Annotated in this window: 19 protein-coding genes and 1 other RNA gene; 10 read left to right on the top strand and 10 right to left on the bottom strand. The window is 59.7% G+C overall.

Going from position 1 to position 17,507, the window contains the following annotated elements:
• Both ACI5GA_RS17400 and ACI5GA_RS17395 read left to right on the top strand, forming a co-directional pair.
• Positions 1-447 (top strand): NfeD family protein, encoded by a 447-nt coding sequence (locus ACI5GA_RS17400; protein WP_404635281.1) that lies wholly within the window; start codon positions 1-3, stop codon positions 445-447.
• 188 nt (positions 448-635) lie between these two features.
• On the top strand, positions 636-953 hold the full coding sequence (locus tag ACI5GA_RS17395; RefSeq protein WP_421423535.1) for a DUF2388 domain-containing protein: 318 nt from the start codon (positions 636-638) through the stop codon (positions 951-953).
• Between the two features lie 72 nt (positions 954-1,025).
• On the opposite strand, the gene gcvH is transcribed toward ACI5GA_RS17395, so the two are convergent.
• The 5 genes from gcvH to ACI5GA_RS17370 form a co-directional block, all read right to left on the bottom strand.
• Complete coding sequence (gene gcvH / locus ACI5GA_RS17390) at positions 1,026-1,409, bottom strand: glycine cleavage system protein GcvH (RefSeq protein WP_404635285.1); 384 nt, start codon at positions 1,407-1,409, stop codon at positions 1,026-1,028.
• 67 nt (positions 1,410-1,476) lie between these two features.
• Complete coding sequence (gene gcvT, locus ACI5GA_RS17385; RefSeq protein ID WP_404635287.1) at positions 1,477-2,559, bottom strand: glycine cleavage system aminomethyltransferase GcvT; 1,083 nt, start codon at positions 2,557-2,559, stop codon at positions 1,477-1,479.
• Between the two features lie 155 nt (positions 2,560-2,714).
• Complete coding sequence (locus ACI5GA_RS17380; RefSeq protein ID WP_421423533.1) at positions 2,715-4,331, bottom strand: ABC transporter permease; 1,617 nt, start codon at positions 4,329-4,331, stop codon at positions 2,715-2,717.
• Between the two features lie 189 nt (positions 4,332-4,520).
• Positions 4,521-5,522 carry an extracellular solute-binding protein gene (locus ACI5GA_RS17375; RefSeq protein WP_421423531.1) on the bottom strand — a complete coding sequence of 334 codons (1,002 nt, stop codon included), beginning with the start codon at positions 5,520-5,522 and terminating at the stop codon, positions 4,521-4,523.
• A gap of 95 nt (positions 5,523-5,617) precedes the next feature.
• Positions 5,618-6,289, bottom strand: coding sequence for a dual specificity protein phosphatase family protein (locus ACI5GA_RS17370; RefSeq protein WP_421423530.1), 672 nt, complete (start codon positions 6,287-6,289; stop codon positions 5,618-5,620).
• Positions 6,290-6,478: 189 nt separating this feature from the next.
• Here ACI5GA_RS17370 and ACI5GA_RS17365 point away from each other — a divergent pair, with 189 nt between their 5' ends.
• The 3 genes from ACI5GA_RS17365 (at position 6,479) to ACI5GA_RS17355 (ending at position 10,253) form a co-directional block, all read left to right on the top strand.
• Entirely contained in the window at positions 6,479-7,537 is a 1,059-nt protein-coding gene (locus ACI5GA_RS17365; RefSeq protein ID WP_421423529.1) for a PA0069 family radical SAM protein, read from the top strand.
• 327 nt (positions 7,538-7,864) lie between these two features.
• Positions 7,865-8,599, top strand: coding sequence for a carbonic anhydrase (locus ACI5GA_RS17360; protein ID WP_404635297.1), 735 nt, complete (start codon positions 7,865-7,867; stop codon positions 8,597-8,599).
• A 124-nt stretch (positions 8,600-8,723) separates the two neighbouring features.
• Complete coding sequence (locus ACI5GA_RS17355; RefSeq protein WP_421423528.1) at positions 8,724-10,253, top strand: SulP family inorganic anion transporter; 1,530 nt, start codon at positions 8,724-8,726, stop codon at positions 10,251-10,253.
• Between the two features lie 129 nt (positions 10,254-10,382).
• Here the strand turns inward: ACI5GA_RS17355 and ACI5GA_RS17350 are convergent, their stop codons facing one another.
• The 4 genes from ACI5GA_RS17350 to ACI5GA_RS17335 all read right to left on the bottom strand — a co-directional run bounded on the left by ACI5GA_RS17350 (position 10,383) and on the right by ACI5GA_RS17335 (position 14,793).
• The gene (locus ACI5GA_RS17350) at positions 10,383-11,603 is read right to left on the bottom strand and encodes a 2-octaprenyl-3-methyl-6-methoxy-1,4-benzoquinol hydroxylase (protein WP_421423527.1); all 1,221 of its coding nucleotides are present in this window, start codon (positions 11,601-11,603) and stop codon (positions 10,383-10,385) included.
• Positions 11,604-11,652: 49 nt separating this feature from the next.
• Positions 11,653-12,840 carry a 2-octaprenyl-6-methoxyphenyl hydroxylase gene (gene ubiH / locus ACI5GA_RS17345; protein WP_421423526.1) on the bottom strand — a complete coding sequence of 396 codons (1,188 nt, stop codon included), beginning with the start codon at positions 12,838-12,840 and terminating at the stop codon, positions 11,653-11,655.
• Positions 12,837-14,171 (bottom strand): Xaa-Pro aminopeptidase, encoded by a 1,335-nt coding sequence (gene pepP, locus ACI5GA_RS17340; RefSeq protein ID WP_421423525.1) that lies wholly within the window; start codon positions 14,169-14,171, stop codon positions 12,837-12,839. The genes ubiH and pepP overlap by 4 nt, the downstream gene beginning before the upstream one ends.
• A gap of 70 nt (positions 14,172-14,241) precedes the next feature.
• Positions 14,242-14,793 carry a YecA family protein gene (locus ACI5GA_RS17335; protein WP_404635307.1) on the bottom strand — a complete coding sequence of 184 codons (552 nt, stop codon included), beginning with the start codon at positions 14,791-14,793 and terminating at the stop codon, positions 14,242-14,244.
• 150 nt (positions 14,794-14,943) lie between these two features.
• Here ACI5GA_RS17335 and ACI5GA_RS17330 point away from each other — a divergent pair, with 150 nt between their 5' ends.
• The 4 genes from ACI5GA_RS17330 (at position 14,944) to ACI5GA_RS17315 (ending at position 16,412) form a co-directional block, all read left to right on the top strand.
• Positions 14,944-15,153, top strand: a complete 210-nt coding sequence (locus ACI5GA_RS17330) for a TIGR02449 family protein (protein ID WP_062379587.1) — start codon at positions 14,944-14,946, stop codon at positions 15,151-15,153.
• Entirely contained in the window at positions 15,150-15,467 is a 318-nt protein-coding gene (locus ACI5GA_RS17325) for a cell division protein ZapA (RefSeq protein WP_404635309.1), read from the top strand. Before ACI5GA_RS17330 ends, ACI5GA_RS17325 begins: the two co-directional genes overlap by 4 nt.
• Before the next feature lie 31 nt (positions 15,468-15,498).
• Positions 15,499-15,677: non-coding RNA, 6S RNA (gene ssrS, locus ACI5GA_RS17320), on the top strand.
• A 108-nt stretch (positions 15,678-15,785) separates the two neighbouring features.
• Positions 15,786-16,412, top strand: a complete 627-nt coding sequence (locus ACI5GA_RS17315; protein ID WP_421423524.1) for a 5-formyltetrahydrofolate cyclo-ligase — start codon at positions 15,786-15,788, stop codon at positions 16,410-16,412.
• A gap of 289 nt (positions 16,413-16,701) precedes the next feature.
• Here the strand turns inward: ACI5GA_RS17315 and ACI5GA_RS17310 are convergent, their stop codons facing one another.
• A complete protein-coding gene (locus tag ACI5GA_RS17310) occupies positions 16,702-16,854 on the bottom strand; it encodes a hypothetical protein (protein ID WP_404635313.1) in 153 nt (50 codons plus the stop codon).
• A 195-nt stretch (positions 16,855-17,049) separates the two neighbouring features.
• On the opposite strand from ACI5GA_RS17310, the gene ACI5GA_RS17305 reads away from it, so the two are divergent.
• A complete protein-coding gene (locus ACI5GA_RS17305; protein ID WP_421423523.1) occupies positions 17,050-17,499 on the top strand; it encodes an EVE domain-containing protein in 450 nt (149 codons plus the stop codon).
• The last annotated feature ends 8 nt before the right edge of the window (positions 17,500-17,507 follow it).

Here is a 17,507-nt window from a genome sequence, read left to right as displayed (position 1 = left end):
ATGTGGGACTACCTGCAAGACCTGTCATTCTGGGACTGGCTGGGGCTTGGCACCGTGCTGTTGATCCTGGAAGTGTTCGGCGCAGGCGGGTATCTGCTGTGGATCGGCGTTGCAGCGGCTGCCGTCGGCATCCTCACCTACATCATCCCGGCGATGAGCTGGGAGGTGCAGTTCCTGCTGTTTGCGGTGTTTTCGGTACTCACGGCGCTGTACTGGTGGCGACGCCAGCGCAGCGTGTGGCGCAAATCCGATCAACCGGGGCTGAACATGCGCGGTTCGGAACTGATTGGCCGAACTTTCGTCGTTCACGACGCGATTGTTGGCGGACGGGGCAAAATCAAGGTGGGCGACGGGGTCTGGATGGTCGTCGGCCCTGACACGCCTGCAGGCGACCGGGTCAAGGTCGTCGCTCAGGACGGGGCGATTTTGAAGGTAGAGACTTTGTGACTTACGACGGCTGACCTGTGGGAGCGAATTCATTCGCGATGTGGCGGTACCGACGATGGAGATGCATTGAATGTACCGGCCAATCGCGAATGAATTCACTCCTACAGGTTTGCAGTGCGTACGGAACTTGATTGAGGCGGGGCGTATCAAATCGTTTCAGAACAACCCCAAAGTCGGAGTAACCCGTCATGCGTCTAAAACTCGCTGTTGCCACATTAGCCCTGCTTTCTCTGCCGATCGGTTCAGCCACGGCTGACGGCTTCCTGCGTGATGTCATTTCGTCCGGCGCCACCACGGGCTCGACCTACCTGACTTTCCGCCACCACAAACTGATCGTTGCCGCACAGGACGACGCGGGCAGCTTCGTTGCCAGCGACGGCGCCATTCGTGGCCCGTATCTGGAAGCTGCTCTGGACCAGGTACGCAAGGATAATCCGGGCCTGAACGCCTCGGACATGGAGTTGGCTAACGCGATTCTGGCGAAGAATCTGGTCGCTGAGCAGTAACGGTTTAACGATACCAACCGTGTTGGAGCCGCCCGCACCAAGACGGCTCCAACAATGGTTGTATTCGGCAAGTTACTCGCCGATAACAGCCTTGTAGCCCGCAGCGTCCAGCAGTTTGGCCAAGTCGCCAGCCGCATCGCTTGGCTTGACCTTGAAGATCCACGACTCGTATGGCGAATTGTTCAGCTCTTCAGGCGCATCGCCCAGTGCTTCGTTGACCTCTACCACTTCACCGGCCACTGGGGAGTAGATGTCGGAAGCCGCTTTTACCGACTCAACGACGCCAGCCGCATCGCCCGCCGCGAAGACCTTGCCGATCTCCGGCAACTCGACGAACACCACATCTCCCAAGGCTTCCTGTGCGTGGTCGGAAATACCGACAACGATCAAGTCACCCTCTTGTTTCGCCCACTCATGGCTCTCGGCAAAACGCAGTTCGGCGGGGATATTGCTCATGTTTTTTATCCTCTCTACATCATCAGGTCAGCGGAAAAACCCGCCATGGGTAGCTGTTGAAAACAGGTTAAATCAGGGCCTTGCCGTGGCGCACGAAGGTTGGCTGAACCACACGAACCGGATACCACTTGCCACGAATCTCAACCTCGGCACGGTCGGCAGTCGCCATCGGCACGCGCGCCAAAGCAATCGACTTGCTCAGCGTAGGAGAGAAACTACCACTGGTGATCTCTCCTTCGCCAACTTCCGCTATTCGGACGACCTGATGAGCGCGCAGAACACCTCGCTCTTCAAGCACCAACCCCACCAGCTTCGACTCGATGCCCTTGGCACGCTGAGCCTCCAGCGCGGCACGGCCGATGAAATCGCGTTCAGTGGGCGACCAGGCCACGGTCCAGGCCATGTTAGAGACCAGCGGTGAAACCTGCTCATCGATTTCCTGACCGTAGAGGTTCATGCCCGCTTCCAGACGCAACGTGTCGCGCGCCCCCAGACCGATGGGCGGGATGCCCGCACCGACCATGTCATTGAAGAAGCGACAGGCCTGTTCGCTCGGCAAAATAATCTCCAGCCCGTCCTCGCCGGTATAGCCGGTGCGAGCGATGAACCAGTCGCCTTCTTGCTGACCTTCGAACGGCTGGAGGGTGTGGATAAGTTCGGTTCGGGCCTGGGTGACCAGCTCCGCGATCTTCTGCCGGGCGTGGGGACCCTGAATGGCCAGCATGGCCAGTTCGGAACGATGAGTGAGGTGCACGTCGAATCCGGCACGATGGGCGCTCATCCAGGCCAGATCCTTGGCACCCGTAGCCGCATTGACCACCAGGCGATACCCCTCGTCCGTCAGGTAGACGATCATGTCGTCGACGATCCCGCCCTGAGTGTCGAGCATCGCGGTGTAAAGTGCTCGCCCGGTCCGTTGCAATCTGCCGACATCGTTGGCCAGCACATGCTGCAACCAAGGCTTGGCCTGGCTGCCGGTAATATCGATAACGTGCATGTGCGAGACGTCGAAAATCCCGCAATCGCGACGCACCTGATGGTGTTCCTCGACTTGTGAGCCGTAATGCAACGGCATATCCCAACCACCAAAATCGACCAGCTTCGCGCCCAGCGCGAGGTGCAGGTCAAAGAGGGGTGTGCGCTTTCCCATGGGTTTCTCCTTCCGGGATTGGCGAAGACACGGCCTGGCACAACAAGGACAAATCCCCCGTGATTTGGGGTATGACACTGCTGCGAATTTGTGGAATTGTCTGACAGACCGCGTCGATTGCGGCGCATTGTAGCCGCAAGGGGGTGACCCCGCACCTAGCCGATCGGTCTGGCGGAACGTCTGATCAGGCCAATTACCGGTAGTAAACCGACAACCACCAGCGTCAGGGCCGGTAATGCGGCGCGCGCCCACTCACCTTCGCTGGTCATCTCGAAGATGCGCACGGCCAGCGTGTCCCAACCAAATGGGCGCATCAGCAAGGTGGCAGGCATTTCCTTGAGCACATCGACGAACACCAGCAACGCCGCACTCAGCGTGCCAGGAATCAGCAACGGCAGATAAATCCTGAAAAACAATCGCGGACCACTGACGCCCAGGCTGCGAGCCGCTTCCGGTATCGACGGCCGAATCCGCGAGAGGCTGTTTTCCAGCGGGCCGTACGCGACAGCGATGAAGCGCACCAGATAGGCCAGCACCAACGCCGCCAGACTGCCCAGTAATAACGGTTTGCCTGCGCCTCCCAGCCAACTGGACAGCGGCACCACCAGCTCACGATCCAGATAGCTGAAGGCGAGCATGATCGACACTGCCAGCACCGAGCCCGGCAATGCATAACCCACGTTGGCTAGACTCACGCCAGTGCGAATCGCGCGAGTCGGCGCAAGGCGGCGGGCAAACACCAGCACCATCGCCACACTCACGGTGACCAGCGCTGCAATACCGCCAAGATAGAGGGTATGAAGGATCAGCCCCGTGTAGCGCTCATCCAGATCGAAACGCCCCCGCTGCCAGACCCAGACCACCAGTTGCAACAACGGCACCACGAACGCACAGGCAAACACCAATCCACACCATGTGCTGGCCGCAGCCGCCTTCAGGCCTCGCAGGTGATACAACGCCTTGACCCGAGGCCGCTCGTTGCTCGCGCGGCTGGCACCTCGGGCACGGTGCTCGCCATAGAGCACCAGCATGACCGCCAATAGCAGCAGGCTGGCAAGCTGTGCAGCACTCGACAGACTGAAGAAGCCGTACCAGGTTTTGTAGATCGCGGTAGTGAAGGTGTCGAAGTTGAACACCGAAACGGCACCAAAATCCGCGAGCGTTTCCATCAATGCCAGCGCTACGCCTGCCCCGATGGCCGGTCTCGCCATAGGAAGCGCTACGCGCCAGAACGCCTGCCAGGGCGATTGCCCCAGAATGCGCGCGGCCTCCATCAAACCCTTGCCCTGAGCGAGAAATGCGGTGCGCGCCAGCAGATAAACGTAAGGGTAGAAGACCAGCATCAGTACGACGATGACCCCGCCGGTCGAGCGCACCCCAGGGAAACGAATGCCTGTGCCCAACCATTCACGCATCAGCGTCTGCACCGGGCCTGCAAAATCCAGCAGACCGACGAAAACGAACGCCAGCACATAGGCAGGAATGGCAAAAGGCAGCATCAATGCCCAATCAAGCCAGCGGCGACCTGGAAACTCACACAGCGCCGTCAGCCACGCTAGGCTGACGCCTAAAAGCGTCACACCAACGCCCACACCGATGACGAGCGTCAGGGTGTTGCCCAGCAGGCGTGGCATCTGGGTTTCCCACAGGTGCGACCAGATTTCGTGATCGATGGTCTGCCAGGAAAGAAACAGTACGCTTAGCGGTAGCAGAACCAGCGCTGCGATGGCGAAGACCAAGGGGTACCAGCGGCGCTGGGCGGGGTGGGTCAAGACGAACTACTCAACAAAACTGTCAGAAGGAACTCCGGACCGTGGGAGCGAATTCACTCGCGATGCGGCGATACAACTAATGGAAATGTTGCGGATGTACCGGCCAATCGCGAATGAATTCGCTTCCACAGAATCTGTCTCCAATCATCGAACGTGGCCGGATCGCAGATCTACGGACCGCATATCAGCTCAATTCCAACCTGCACGGTCCATCATGCGAATGGCCTCGGCCTGACGGCGTCCGGCGATTTCCACGGGAATCGTATCGGCCTTGAAGTCCCCCCAGCTCGCCACTTCTTCCGACGGAGCCACTTTCGGATTGGCCGGGAATTCCTGGTTGGTGCCGGAGAAGATGGTTTGCGCCTCAGGCCCGGTCATCCACTCCACCAATGCTTTGGCGGCCTCGGGGTGAGGGGCGTACTTGGTCAAACCGATCCCGGACAGGTTCACGTGAACGCCGCGATCCGTCTGGTTTGGCCAGAACAAACGCACTGCCAGCTCAGGATTCTGTTTGTGCAGACGGCCATAGTAATAGGTGTTGACGATGCCCACATCGCACTGCCCGGCGTTGATCGCCTCAAGCACAGCAATATCGTCCGAGAAAACGTCGGTGGACAGGTTATTGACCCAGCCCTTGAGAATCTTTTCCGACGCCTCGGCGCCGTGGGTTTCGATCAAGGTGGCGGTCAGCGACTGGTTGTAGACCTTCTTCGCGGTGCGCAGACACAGGCGCCCTTCCCACTGTTTGTCAGCCAAGGCCTCATAAGTGGTCAGTTCTTCAGGCTTCACACGGTCGGAGGAGTACGCGATGGTCCGCGCGCGCAAGCTCAGGCCGGTCCAGGCGTGGGTTGAAGAGCGGTACTGTGGCGGAATGTTCTGATCGATCACTGGCGAGGTAAATGGCTGAAGAATGCCCATCTGCTCGGCTTGCCAGAGGTTACCCGCATCAACGGTAAGCAACAGGTCAGCGGTCGCGTTCTGCCCTTCGGCCTTGATGCGCTGCATCAACGGCGCTTCCTTGTCGGTGATGAACTTGACCTTCACACCGGTCTTGGCGGTATAGGCATCGAACACCGGCTTGATCAGCTCGTCGATACGGGAGGAATACACCACTACTTCATCAGCGGCCTGGGCGGTACTGCCGAGCACGGTCAATACCAGGGCAGCCATAAGACGCTTGCTCGCCTGCATGCGGGAATCTCTTGCGTGAGAAATGAGGCGAAATGGTAGTGAATCTCATCAACGAAGTCCGTCCGCAGCCGTTACCAGATGTTGCAGGGCCGGGATTACAAGCGCCACAGTATGGTCGGCACGCCCACAACGTCGGTCTTCTGAAACCAGCCCTTGATGGCACAACTGGCAAATGCGCGGGTACTGCAAGCGCCGCTGTTGAGCGCGGTTTTCAATGCGCCCACGTCAACCTTGTTGATGTAGTCGATGCCGTGCTTCAGGTTGTCTTCGTCGCCGTATCCGCCGTGCATCATTTCATCGAGTGCCGCCTGCTTGCTCCAGCCCTGAATGACGATGCGGTACATGGCAGACACCAGCCCCGTACGATCCAGCCCATGCTTGCAATGAATCAGCACCGGACCTTTCTGTTGGGCGTCCTGAATGGCGCGCAGGCTCTTGATCATGTCGGCGTCATCGACATGCACGGTTTGCAAAGGAATCTGCACCTGCGCCACCGACGGATCCGTCAGCCACTTGCTGTCACTCTCTTTGATGAAATCCACCACCGTGACGACACCCAACTTTTTCAGCAATGGCAGCGCCGCCGCATCAGGCTGGCGACTGCGATACAGCGTTGGGGTGATTTCGTACAGGTTGTAATGCGTGTCGATGGGCTGCGCCCATTCCCCCGGACGCATGGGGGTGGGCTGCGCATCATCAGCCTGTGCGATGCTATTCAAAGCAAGGAGAAACGTGGCGACTAAAGAAGTGATCAATCGAATGCGCATCAAGGCATACCGTGCGAGCGGTGGATAAGATGCGGCGAGTTTCAGTGCGCAGGGGTCAAGGCGGTGTGAGGCGAATGTCAAAAGATCGTTGGACCGCTGATCGGCGCGTCTCCGTATCGCGAAGACGAGACGTGGAGCTCATGATCATTTCCATATACTGTATATAAAAACAGTATTCATGAGACGCCTATGCCTACTCCATTGCCCCCGCGTGGCCGCGGCACTGCCACCAACCCCCATAATCGCTTCGCCCCCAATCGCTCGGTGGCCGAAGACGATGGCTGGTATCAGGAAGCGCCGCTGACCCAAGGCACGACCGTTACGCTGGAAACCGCAAAAAGCATCATTGCGCGTAATTCGTCGCCGGATATCCCGTTCGACCGTTCGATCAACCCCTATCGTGGCTGCGAGCACGGCTGCATTTATTGTTACGCGCGCCCCAGCCACGCCTATTGGGACATGTCGCCAGGCCTGGATTTCGAGACAAAGCTGATCGCCAAAACCAATGCCGCCGCGCTGCTCGAACAGCAGCTATCCAAGCCCGGTTACAACGTGGCGCCCATCACACTCGGCGCGAATACAGATCCGTATCAGCCCATCGAACGCGAGTACAAAATCACCCGCGCCACCCTCGAAGTGCTGCTTCGCTACCGCCACCCGGTCACGATCATCACCAAGGGCTCGCTGATTCTGCGCGATCTAGATCTTCTGGCGGAACTGGCAAAGCTGAATCTGGTGTCGGTGTTCATCAGCCTTACCTCGCTGGACGATGAACTCAAACGTATCCTTGAACCCAGAGCGGCCGCACCCAAGGCGAGGTTGCGCGCGATCCGCGTATTGCGAGACGCAGGCGTGCCGGTCGGGGTCTTGCTGGCGCCGATGATTCCTATGATCAACGACATGGAGATGGAAAAACTCATGACCGAGGCCAAGGCAGCCGGTGCGTTGAGCGCCAGCTACGTGATGCTGCGATTGCCATTGGAGGTGGCCCCGCTGTTCGAAGAGTGGTTACAAACGCACTACCCACAGCGGGCCGAGCACGTCATGAGCCTGGTTCGGCAGAGTCGAGGCGGCCAGGTGTATGACAGCCGTTTCGGATCGCGAATGCGCGGAGAGGGTGTATTCGCCGAGTTGCTGGCCCAGCGCTACAGTATTGCTGTGAAGAAATTGGGCCTGAACCAGCGCGACAGTTTCCGGCTGGACTGTGAAGCGTTCTGTCCGCCGGGCGGTCAGATGTCACTGTTGTGACTCAGGCAGCGTCTTAAAAGTCGCATACGAATTATGGCGACACATCCTGTAGCAGTCCGGCTTGTCGGCGGTGGCGAATTTTCGGACGCTGCCGTCGGCAAGCCGGACTGCTACAGGATTTGGAAACATTGCGGATTAAGATTTTCTTAAGCCGGACCCGCGATCTAGAGCGATGCATTCAGCTTCAATTAAGTTTTTATCGCTAAGGTGTTTCGCAAGTGACCAACTGGTCGCGCACAGATGGATTTGTCCGTCATGCCAGAAAAAAGTGGGTCGTCCACAGGAATCACTGGAAACTCCACTTCAATCCGACAGAGAGGATGAGACATGAGCAACAGGGATAAACAGCCTCAGGCCCCGGCTCCACAGGCTTCGGGCAAAGCAGAATCCGCCAATGAGGCGCTGCAACATATCGTCGACGGCTTCAAACATTTCCGTCATGACGTCTTCCCGCAACAGGAAGAGCTGTTCAAGAAGCTCGCGACGGCTCAGCACCCGCGCGCAATGTTCATCACCTGCGCCGACTCGCGCATCGTCCCTGAACTGATCACTCAAAGCTCGCCGGGCGACCTGTTCGTCACCCGTAACGTCGGTAACGTGGTTCCGCCATACGGCCCGATGAACGGCGGCGTCTCCACCGCCATCGAATACGCGGTCATGGCGCTGGGTGTTCAGCACATCATCATCTGCGGCCACTCCGATTGCGGTGCAATGCGCGCCGTGCTCAACCCGCACACGCTGGAAAAGATGCCGACGGTCAAAGCCTGGCTGCGCCACGCCGAAGTCGCCAAAACGGTCGTCGAAGGTAACTGCAGTTGCTCCGGCGAGCACGAAACCATGCACGTGCTGACCGAAGAGAACGTCATCGCCCAACTGACGCACTTGCGCACTCACCCTTCGGTGGCTTCGAAACTGGCCAGCGGTCAGCTGTTCATCCACGGCTGGGTCTACAACATCGAGACCAGCGAAATCCGCGCCTACGACGCCGCACAGGATCGCTTCCTGCCGCTGGACGGCGACCACGCCATTCCGACGGCGACACCGCCGCGCGCGCGATACTGATCGCCGACTGATCGCAGGCTCACGCCCGTGAGCCTGCCGTTCCACCCCCACTCAAGCCTTTAGCGGCCGCGTATGACGCGCGCTGTCGGGCCTCGTCACGTCTGAAGTTTTCCGGAGAGTCGTCATGGCTACTACAGATTTGAAGTCGTTGTTGCCACGGGAGCTGCTGGCGTCCGTGGTCGTTTTTCTGGTGGCCCTGCCGTTGTGCATGGGAATCGCCATCGCATCGGGCATGCCACCCGCCAAGGGTCTGATCACAGGCATCATCGGCGGCATCGTAGTTGGCTTTCTCGCCGGTTCCCCCTTGCAGGTCAGTGGTCCGGCGGCAGGTCTGGCGGTACTGGTATTCGAGCTGGTGCGCGAACACGGCATGGCGATGCTCGGGCCGATTCTGGTACTGGCCGGGTTGCTGCAACTGGTCGCTGGGCGCCTCAAGCTCGGTTGCTGGTTTCGGGTGACCGCCCCCGCCGTGGTCTACGGAATGCTCGCAGGTATCGGCGTGCTGATCGTGCTCTCACAGGCCCATGTGATGTTCGACAGCGGGCCGAAACCTTCCGGGCTGGATAACCTGATTGCGTTCCCCGAAACCCTGTTCGGTGCCATCGGACCTGGCAGCGGCATGCAGGCGGGTCTGTTGGGTCTGGGCACCATTGCCGTGATGTGGCTGTGGGAAAAACGTCGGCCGCAGTCGCTGCGCTTTGTGCCCGGTGCATTGCTGGGCGTGGGCATTGCGACTGCGGTGAGCCTGATCATGAGCCTGGACGTCAACCGCGTCGAAGTCCCGGCCAACCTCGCTGAAGCCATCGACTGGCTGAGCCCAGGTGACCTGCTGAATCTGGCCAATCCGGCCATTCTGATTGCTGCAATTGCTGTTGCCTTTATCGCCAGCGCCGAGACCCTGCTCTCAGCCGCTGCGGTGGACCGCATGCATGACGGGCGACGCTCGGATTTCGACAAGGAACTCAGCGCCCAAGGCGTCGGTAACATGCTCTGCGGTCTGGTCGGTGCATTGCCAATGACCGGCGTGATCGTGCGCAGCTCGGCCAACGTACAGGCAGGCGCCAAGACACGCATGTCGACGATCTTTCACGGCCTGTGGCTGCTGGCATTCGTGATGTTGCTGTCCAGCGTGCTGCAAAGCATTCCGGTGGCGAGTTTGGCGGGTGTGCTGGTCTACACCGGCTTTAAATTGGTGGACCTCAAGGCTTTACGCGGCCTGGGGCGTTATGGCCGGATGCCGATGTTCATCCATGGCGCCACGGCCAGCTCGATCATCCTGACCGACCTGCTGACAGGCGTGCTGATCGGCTTCGGCCTGACGCTGGTGAAACTGGCCCTGAACGCCTCGCGCCTGAAGATCAACCTGGTGGACCTGGAGACCGAAGGCGAGATGGAACTGCGTTTGAACGGCGCTGCAACGTTCCTCAAGGTGCCTGCGCTAACGCAAGCACTGGGCAACGTTCCACCGGGCACCACGCTGCATGTGCCTCTGGGCAACCTCAGCTACATCGACCATTCATGCCTGGAATTGCTGGAAGAATGGGGCCGCGCCAATGCAGCGCAAGGGTCGAGGCTGGTGCTGGAACAGCGCTTGCTGAAGCGCCGAGTTGAGGGTCGCATCCGCACCTCGATTGGCGGCGCGGCAATGCATTGATGGGATAGCGAAGGCTCGGGCGTCTCCATCGTAGGAGCGCACGAGCCTTGCGAGGCCGCGATCTCGCGCGCAGCGGCAGCAAAGCCTGAACATGCGGTTCGTCAGGTGCGGCTCTGCGCGTATAACGGGTCAGAGCTTCGCCAACTCCGGCAAATCCCCGGTCAACCCCAGCGCCTGGCGAACGAACATCGCCTTGGCCTCCGCCGATTGATCGACCATCTTCAAGCCGGTGTTGCGCAGCCAGCGAACCGGCAACGGATCAGCCTGGAACAGCCGCTCAAAGCCCTCCATCGCCGCCATCAGCGCCAGGTTATGCGGCATGCGGCGGCGCTCGTAACGGCTCAACACTTTCGGATCCGCCAGCCGCTCGCCTCGCTCGACTGCGGCGTACAGCACTTCGGCCAGCACCGCGGCATCGAGGAACCCCAGGTTCACGCCTTGCCCCGCCAGTGGATGGATGGTGTGCGCCGCATCGCCAATCAGCGCAAGCCCTTCGGCCACGTAGCGTTTGGCGTGACGCTGACGCAGCGGCACGCACAGGCGAGGATCTGCAGAAATGACCTGACCGAGACAGCCTTCGAACGCGTTCTCAAGTTCGCGACAGAACGCGTCGTCCTCAAGTTTCATCAAGCGCTCGGACTCGTTCGGCGTCACCGACCAAACGATGGAGCACCAATGCTCGCCTTCACGCTCCAGCGGCAGGAAGGCCAGCGGGCCGTCGTCGGTGAAGCGCTGCCACGCTGTTTTACGGTGTGAGTCGGCGGTTCGTACGCTGGTCACGATGGCGTGGTGCATGTAGTCCCATTCGCGCGTCGCGGTGCCGGTCATGCGCCGAACAGTAGAATTCGCCCCGTCGGCGGCCACCACCAGCGGCGCTCGCAGCATGCGGCCATCGGCGAGAGTCAGCAGCCAGTCATCGCCGGAACGGCGCATCTGCTCCAACCGGGCATTGGCCAACAGGCCGATATCGCTGTCGTGCAGACGCTCGACCAGTGCATCTTGAACCACGCGGTTTTCGACAATATGGCCGAGCACCTGAGCGTGAACGCTGGACGCCGAGAAATGCACTTTGCCGGTGCCGCTGCCGTCCCAGACATGCATCTCGCCATACGGACTGGCGCGTCGCGCAACGATGCCCTCCCACACATTCAAGCGCTCAAGAATGCGCTGGCTGGCGGCGGACAAGGCACTGACACGCGGCTCGAAGGACGCGCTGTGATCGAACGGTTTGACGGTCAACGGGCTGCCGTCGACCACCAAAATGTTCAGCCCGCTGTTTTGCAGCGCCAGCGCCAGTGCGCTACCGACCATTCCGGCCCCGACAATCAGCAGATCTGCGCGCGTTTCCATGCTTTAAATCGTTCTCGCCTGTGGCAGTGGCCACGAATGAATAGAGGGGTTAAACATCGGCCCGCGTCCCCAGCCCCATGGCCTGACGGGCAAACCAGCTCTTGGCCGATGGCAATAGGTCCAGACCCAGCAAGCCGATGTTGCGGCCCGCTGTGATCACCGGCTGACGACTGCCAAACAGGCGCGTGACCTGATCGGAGAAGCCCACAGTGAGCTTTTGATCCAGATACTGACGGTCGCGATAACCCTGCAAAGTCGCCAGATCTCCGGGGGCCGAATCGCTGGCCAGCAAGGCTTCGGCCAAGGAAGCCGCATCGCGCAGCGACAAGTTGAAACCCTGCCCTGCAATCGGGTGCAGGCTGTGCGCAGCATTGCCCAGCACCACCAGATTCGAACGTACTTGTTCTTCGGCCTCAATCAGCGAAAGCGGGTAGGTATGGCGCACGCCAACCTGCTTCAACGCGCCCAGCCGATAGCCGAAAATGCCCTGCAATTCGTTGAGAAAGCTGCGGTCGTCCAGCGCCAGCAAGCGTTTTACATCATCGCCCGTGCGGGTCCAGACCAACGCACAGCGGTTTTCCGGCAGCGGCAGTAGCGCCATCGGCCCTTCATCGGTGAAGCGCTCGAAGGCCTGACCACAATGGGCCTCGCCCGGCGTGATGTTGGCGATCAGCGCATGCTGGTCGTAGGGCGTGGTGCGCACACCGATGCCCAGTTGTTCACGCAGGCTGGAGCGTCCGCCATCGGCGAGTACGGCAAGGTCGCAGTCCAGCTCGCTTTCGTCATTCAAGGTCAGGCGATAGCCGTCAGGCAGCGCCTGCATCTGTTTGACTTCGGCTGGCACGCGCCAACTGATGACGTCTTTGTCCAGTCCCTGCCAGAGACACTGGCCGAGCCAGGCGTTTTCCACCACGTAACCCAGCGCGGGAACGCCCTCTTGTATTGCCGATAAGCGCGTTGCGCCAAAGCGGCCCTTGTCGGACACCTGAATGTGCAGAATCGGCTCGGCGCGGCGACTGATTTGCTGCCAAAGGCCCAAGCGCTCATAGATCTGCCGCGCACCGAACGACAGCGCTGACGAACGCGCGTCATAACTGGGCTGGTAGGTGTCTCCGGGGGCGAAGGGTTCGATCATCACGATCTTCCAGCCCCGCGCCTTCGCACCGGCCTGCAACGCCAATGCGAGGCTCGCACCCACCAGCCCGCCACCGACGATGGCCAGACTGAAACGGCTCATGCGGCCTCGCTTCGTGCGGCGGCCATTAAAGCCTCGATCTCGGCGACGGTTTTGGGCACGTCGCCGGTCAGGATTTCACAGCCCTTTTTGGTCACCACGACATCGTCCTCGATTCGCACACCAATTCCGCGCCATTTCTTCGCAACATTTTGATTATCCGGTGCCACGTAGATGCCGGGCTCGACGGTCAGCGCCATGCCCACTTCCAGCACGCGCCACTCGCCACCCACCCGGTACTCGCCGACGTCATGCACGTCCATGCCCAACCAATGCCCAGCGCGGTGCATGTAAAAGGTTTTATACGCCTCGCTGGCAATCAGCTCTTCGACGTTGCCTTGCAGCAGCCCCAACTCGACCAGCCCGGCAGTGATCACCTGCACGGTCGCTTCGTGGGCCTGATTCCAGTGATTGCCCGGCTTGATCGCGGCAAACGCAGCTTCCTGAGATTTGAGCACCAGTTCATAGATCGCTTTTTGCTCCGCCGAGAACGTGCCGCTGACCGGGAAGGTGCGTGTGATGTCACTGGCGTAGCAGTCGATTTCACACCCAGCGTCGATCAGCACAAGATCGCCATCCTTCAGCACCGCATCGTTTTCCTGATAATGCAGGATGCAGGCATTGCGGCCGGACGCAACGATGGAGCCATAAGCAGGCATCTTCGCCCCGCCTTTGCGGAATTCGTAATCCAGCTCGGCCTCCAGGCTGAATTCGTGCAGTCCAGCGCGACTGGCCTGCATCGCCCGAATGTGCGCACGCGCCGAAATTTGCGCCGCTTCGCGCATCACCTTCACTTCTGCCGCCGATTTATACAGGCGCATGTCGTGCAGAAGATGATCCAGCGCAACGAACTCCTTTGGCGGCTGCGCGCCCAGATGCGCCTTGGAGCGAATGACGTTGATCCACTCCATCACATGGCGGTCGAATTCGGGGTTGTTGCCCATCGAGGAATACACCCGGTCGCGGCCTTCGATCAGGCCAGGCAGGATGTCGTCGATGTCGGTGATCGGGAATGCATCGTCAGCACCAAAATCCCGAATCGCGCCCTCTTGCCCGGCACGCAGACCATCCCACAATTCGCGCTCGGCATTGCGCTCGCGGCAAAAGAGTACGTACTCGCCATATTCCCGACCGGGGATCAGCACGATGACCGCCTCGGGCTCGGGAAAACCGCTCAGGTACTGAAAGTCGCTGTCCTGGCGGTACACATGTTCAACATCACGATTGCGAATCGCCACCGCCGCGGCGGGCAAAATGGCAATGCTGTTGGGCTCCATCTGCTCTATCAAGGCTTTGCGGCGACGGGCGTATTCGGCTTTCGGGATACGGATCATGGGCAATCAGGGTCCTCCGGAGGGGCGCTCCGGTCATCGCGCGCAATGACCGGACGGCAGCGATGAGCAATCAGTGCAGCGAAGGCTTCGGCTCAGGGTCGACCTTCTTGTTGAACTCGGTGAACAGCAGCAGCGGCGCGACGCGCAGGTATTCCATGACTTCCATGAAATCGCTCTCGCCGTCTTCGGACTCTTCCAGGGTGTCCTGAATCTGGGCGATGGCCGCGAGGTCTTGCAGCACGTCCTGGGCGTCTTCGCTCATGGACTGACCGCCGATGCGCGCAAACCCGTGAAGGAAACCCTGACACCACTGCCCCATCGCGGCAGCACGTGCCGCCAGAGGCTCGTCATCACCGGGCAGCAGCAAAACGACCGCCATGTCGTCACCCGTCAGTTCGGCTTTGACCATTTCCTGCAGACCGATCAATGCCTGACGAACACGCTCTTCAGGCTCGGTTTGCAACAGGTCCCGGGCATCGTCGAACCAACCCTCGGGATCGAAGCCTGCGCCCGCGCAACTGCGGCCCAGCAACAGACCGTGCAATTCGGCGGGGGAAACGGGATGGCCTGCGCCACTGAGCAAGGTGGCGAAGGCGTTGTACGGGGAATTCTGATTAGGCATGGGCAACTAGGCGCCAAGCGGCGCAATGTCTAGAATGAAGGCCTTGTATCGTAGCACCGGCAGACGCGCGCAAGCTATCCAGGCGACATTGAAGGCAACTCCTGACGCCAGCTCCTGCACCACTCATCAGAAAATAATCAGTGGAAAACGATGGAAGACAACGACCTGCAAGCGCTGATGGCCCGACTGGAGTTATTGATCAACCGTGTCGAGCAACTAAAGAGCCAAAACGGACTCCTATTAGCTCAGGAAAAAACCTGGCGCGAGGAACGCGCTCACCTCATTGAAAAGAACGAAATCGCCCGGCAGAAGGTCGAGTCGATGATTTCGCGCCTCAAGGCCCTGGAGCAAGACTCATGAGTAACGGCAACAGCATCACTGTGCAAATCCTCGACAAAGAGTATTCGATCATCTGCCCTCAGGAAGAGCGCACCAACCTGGTCAGCGCTGCACGCTATCTGGACAGCAAGATGCGTGAAATCCGTAGCAGCGGCAAAGTCATCGGTGCCGACCGCATCGCAGTGATGGCAGCCTTGAACATCACTCACGATCTGCTGCACAAACAGGAGCGCCCTGAATCGCAAACCGGCGGCGCGACCCGCGAACAAGTGCGTGACCTGCTCGAACGCGTGGATCTGGCCCTTGCCACGGATTCGGATAAAGCACAAGGCTGATTGTTCAAACATCATTCGGTATACTGGCGCCCGCTCCCTGGAGTGCTTGCCAGTCGGTCATGTCCCTGAGCCGATACGCACAACCACGGGGGTTGCACGTTGGGGTTGGTGTGCATGTCCGCTCGACGGAAAGCCTTAAAGCCTCCTGCAATCTCCACCTTGAACTTTCGGGTTCAAGGGCTACACCGACAGCGGTTCGTCGGGGAGTCTCGAATCTTCAACCCATCGCCAGGCCGCCGGTCTGGCGGTGGGGATCGTGAGTCGTTCTGGCTTCACGCTCTTCTCCAAAGCCACGTTCAAAAATCACGGACCCGCCGCATGACCTCTTCTGGCGCTGCTTCCCTGAACGATCCCTCGACCCTTTCCCGCCCGCAATTACGTCGCCTGTTGCGCAAGGCCCGCCGATCACTCAGCCGCGCCGAACAACGACAAGCGGCGCAGGGTTTGTACCGGCAACTGGCGCAAAACCCGCTTTTTCGGCGCGCACGGCATGTTTCACTCTACCTCCCGATGGACGGCGAAATCGACCCGCGACTGTTGCTGCGCGAAGCGCAGCGTCGAGGCAAGAAGACGTACCTCCCCGTGCTGAGTCCCTGGCCGCGCACCAAGATGGTATTTCAGCGCATCAAGCCGGGTGATCGGCTCAGACCCAATCGTTTTCGTATCCCTGAGCCACACATCAACCCACGTCAGCAACGCAAGATCTGGGCACTGGATCTGATTTTGATGCCGCTGGTGGGTTTCGACGATCAGGGCGGTCGACTGGGCATGGGCGGCGGTTTCTATGACCGTAGCCTGGCGTATCGCGCACGTCGCAAAGCCTGGCAGAAGCCGGTTTTGCTAGGGCTGGCTCATGAATGTCAGAAGGTCGAAAAGCTGGCGGTGGCCAGTTGGGATGTGCCGTTGCAGGGAACGGTGTCGGACAAGCGTTGGTACTTGGCGTAGCAGAGCGTTTCGTTAACAGCGACTCCGCACGCTTGCGTGCTGGATGCGGTGCTTGTGGGAGATTCTATGTTGGCTGTCCAACCTCATTCGCCACCAGAGGCGGCTCCCACAATAACCGCGCAGAATCCAAACATTACGTTCGACGCCGAACCTGTGGGAGCCGGCTTGCTGGCGAAAGCAGTGGATCATTGACACATGCATGAACTGACAAGCCGCATTCGCCAGCAATGCCGGCTCCCACGAGGGCAATCAAGTCGGCAAGGAAGTGTTTACGGCAGATGATGCAACATCAACGACGAAACGGCTGCTGTTGCTGCTGCTGAGTGATCTCAACCGGTGCATCGGTTTTGGAAGCCCACAGACTTTGCGCGTAACCGGTGGTGACAATACCCAAGCCGAACAAAATGACCAAAATCCATAGTAAATCCGGCTTGCGTTGCATTGATTGCCCCCCTTTGGCACATCAAAAACCTGTCGTCCGTGGCGTGTTTCAATAGGCCCGTAACGGTGTAGCGCTTAAAATTGCGGCATTCTGCGTGAACGTGAACCAACACGCAAATACTGGCGTCAACCGACTGTCGGTTTGTCATAAAAGCGTCGGACAACCTGTCCAGACCGCCTCCAGGAGCCCCAGAAAATGGCCTATTGGCTGATGAAATCCGAGCCCGACGAACTGTCGATCACAGGCCTGCAAAAGCTCGGCCAAACCCGATGGGACGGCGTGCGCAATTACCAGGCGCGCAACTTTCTGCGTGCGATGGCGGTGGGCGACGAGTTTTTTTTCTATCACTCAAGCTGCCCGGAGCCAGGCATTGCGGGCATCGGCAAAATCACCGAAGCCGCGTACCCGGATCCTACAGCGCTGGACAAGAGCAGCCATTACTTCGATATGAAGGCCAGCGCAGAAAAGAATCCCTGGAGCGCCATTGACGTCGGCTTCGTCGAAACCTTCCCCAAAGTGCTGAGCCTGGGCTACCTCAAACAGCAGACAGCACTGGAGCAACTGCCTCTCGTACAAAAAGGCAGTCGGCTTTCCGTCATGCCGGTAACGCCCGAACAGTGGGCAGCGGTACTGGCACTGCGCTGATTTAATCG

The sequence above is a fragment of the Pseudomonas sp. Pseu.R1 genome (assembly GCF_045764065.1).
GTDB lineage: Bacteria > Pseudomonadota > Gammaproteobacteria > Pseudomonadales > Pseudomonadaceae > Aquipseudomonas.
This window is presented reverse-complemented; position numbering and strand designations above follow the sequence as displayed.

Bases quoted from the DNA above. Each gene is read 5' to 3' on its own strand.
- ACI5GA_RS17400 (WP_404635281.1), top strand. From the start codon at position 1: ATGTGGGACTACCTGCAAGACCTGTCATTCTGGGACTGGCTGGGGCTT.
- ACI5GA_RS17395 (WP_421423535.1), top strand. From the start codon at position 636: ATGCGTCTAAAACTCGCTGTTGCCACATTAGCCCTGCTTTCTCTGCCG.
- gcvH (WP_404635285.1), bottom strand. From the start codon at position 1,409: ATGAGCAATATCCCCGCCGAACTGCGTTTTGCCGAGAGCCATGAGTGG.
- gcvT (WP_404635287.1), bottom strand. From the start codon at position 2,559: ATGGGAAAGCGCACACCCCTCTTTGACCTGCACCTCGCGCTGGGCGCG.
- ACI5GA_RS17375 (WP_421423531.1), bottom strand. From the start codon at position 5,522: ATGCAGGCGAGCAAGCGTCTTATGGCTGCCCTGGTATTGACCGTGCTC.
- ACI5GA_RS17370 (WP_421423530.1), bottom strand. From the start codon at position 6,289: ATGCGCATTCGATTGATCACTTCTTTAGTCGCCACGTTTCTCCTTGCT.
- ACI5GA_RS17365 (WP_421423529.1), top strand. From the start codon at position 6,479: ATGCCTACTCCATTGCCCCCGCGTGGCCGCGGCACTGCCACCAACCCC.
- ACI5GA_RS17360 (WP_404635297.1), top strand. From the start codon at position 7,865: ATGAGCAACAGGGATAAACAGCCTCAGGCCCCGGCTCCACAGGCTTCG.
- ACI5GA_RS17355 (WP_421423528.1), top strand. From the start codon at position 8,724: ATGGCTACTACAGATTTGAAGTCGTTGTTGCCACGGGAGCTGCTGGCG.
- ACI5GA_RS17350 (WP_421423527.1), bottom strand. From the start codon at position 11,603: ATGGAAACGCGCGCAGATCTGCTGATTGTCGGGGCCGGAATGGTCGGT.
- ubiH (WP_421423526.1), bottom strand. From the start codon at position 12,840: ATGAGCCGTTTCAGTCTGGCCATCGTCGGTGGCGGGCTGGTGGGTGCG.
- pepP (WP_421423525.1), bottom strand. From the start codon at position 14,171: ATGATCCGTATCCCGAAAGCCGAATACGCCCGTCGCCGCAAAGCCTTG.
- ACI5GA_RS17335 (WP_404635307.1), bottom strand. From the start codon at position 14,793: ATGCCTAATCAGAATTCCCCGTACAACGCCTTCGCCACCTTGCTCAGT.
- ACI5GA_RS17330 (WP_062379587.1), top strand. From the start codon at position 14,944: ATGGAAGACAACGACCTGCAAGCGCTGATGGCCCGACTGGAGTTATTG.
- ACI5GA_RS17325 (WP_404635309.1), top strand. From the start codon at position 15,150: ATGAGTAACGGCAACAGCATCACTGTGCAAATCCTCGACAAAGAGTAT.
- ACI5GA_RS17315 (WP_421423524.1), top strand. From the start codon at position 15,786: ATGACCTCTTCTGGCGCTGCTTCCCTGAACGATCCCTCGACCCTTTCC.
- ACI5GA_RS17310 (WP_404635313.1), bottom strand. From the start codon at position 16,854: ATGCAACGCAAGCCGGATTTACTATGGATTTTGGTCATTTTGTTCGGC.
- ACI5GA_RS17305 (WP_421423523.1), top strand. From the start codon at position 17,050: ATGGCCTATTGGCTGATGAAATCCGAGCCCGACGAACTGTCGATCACA.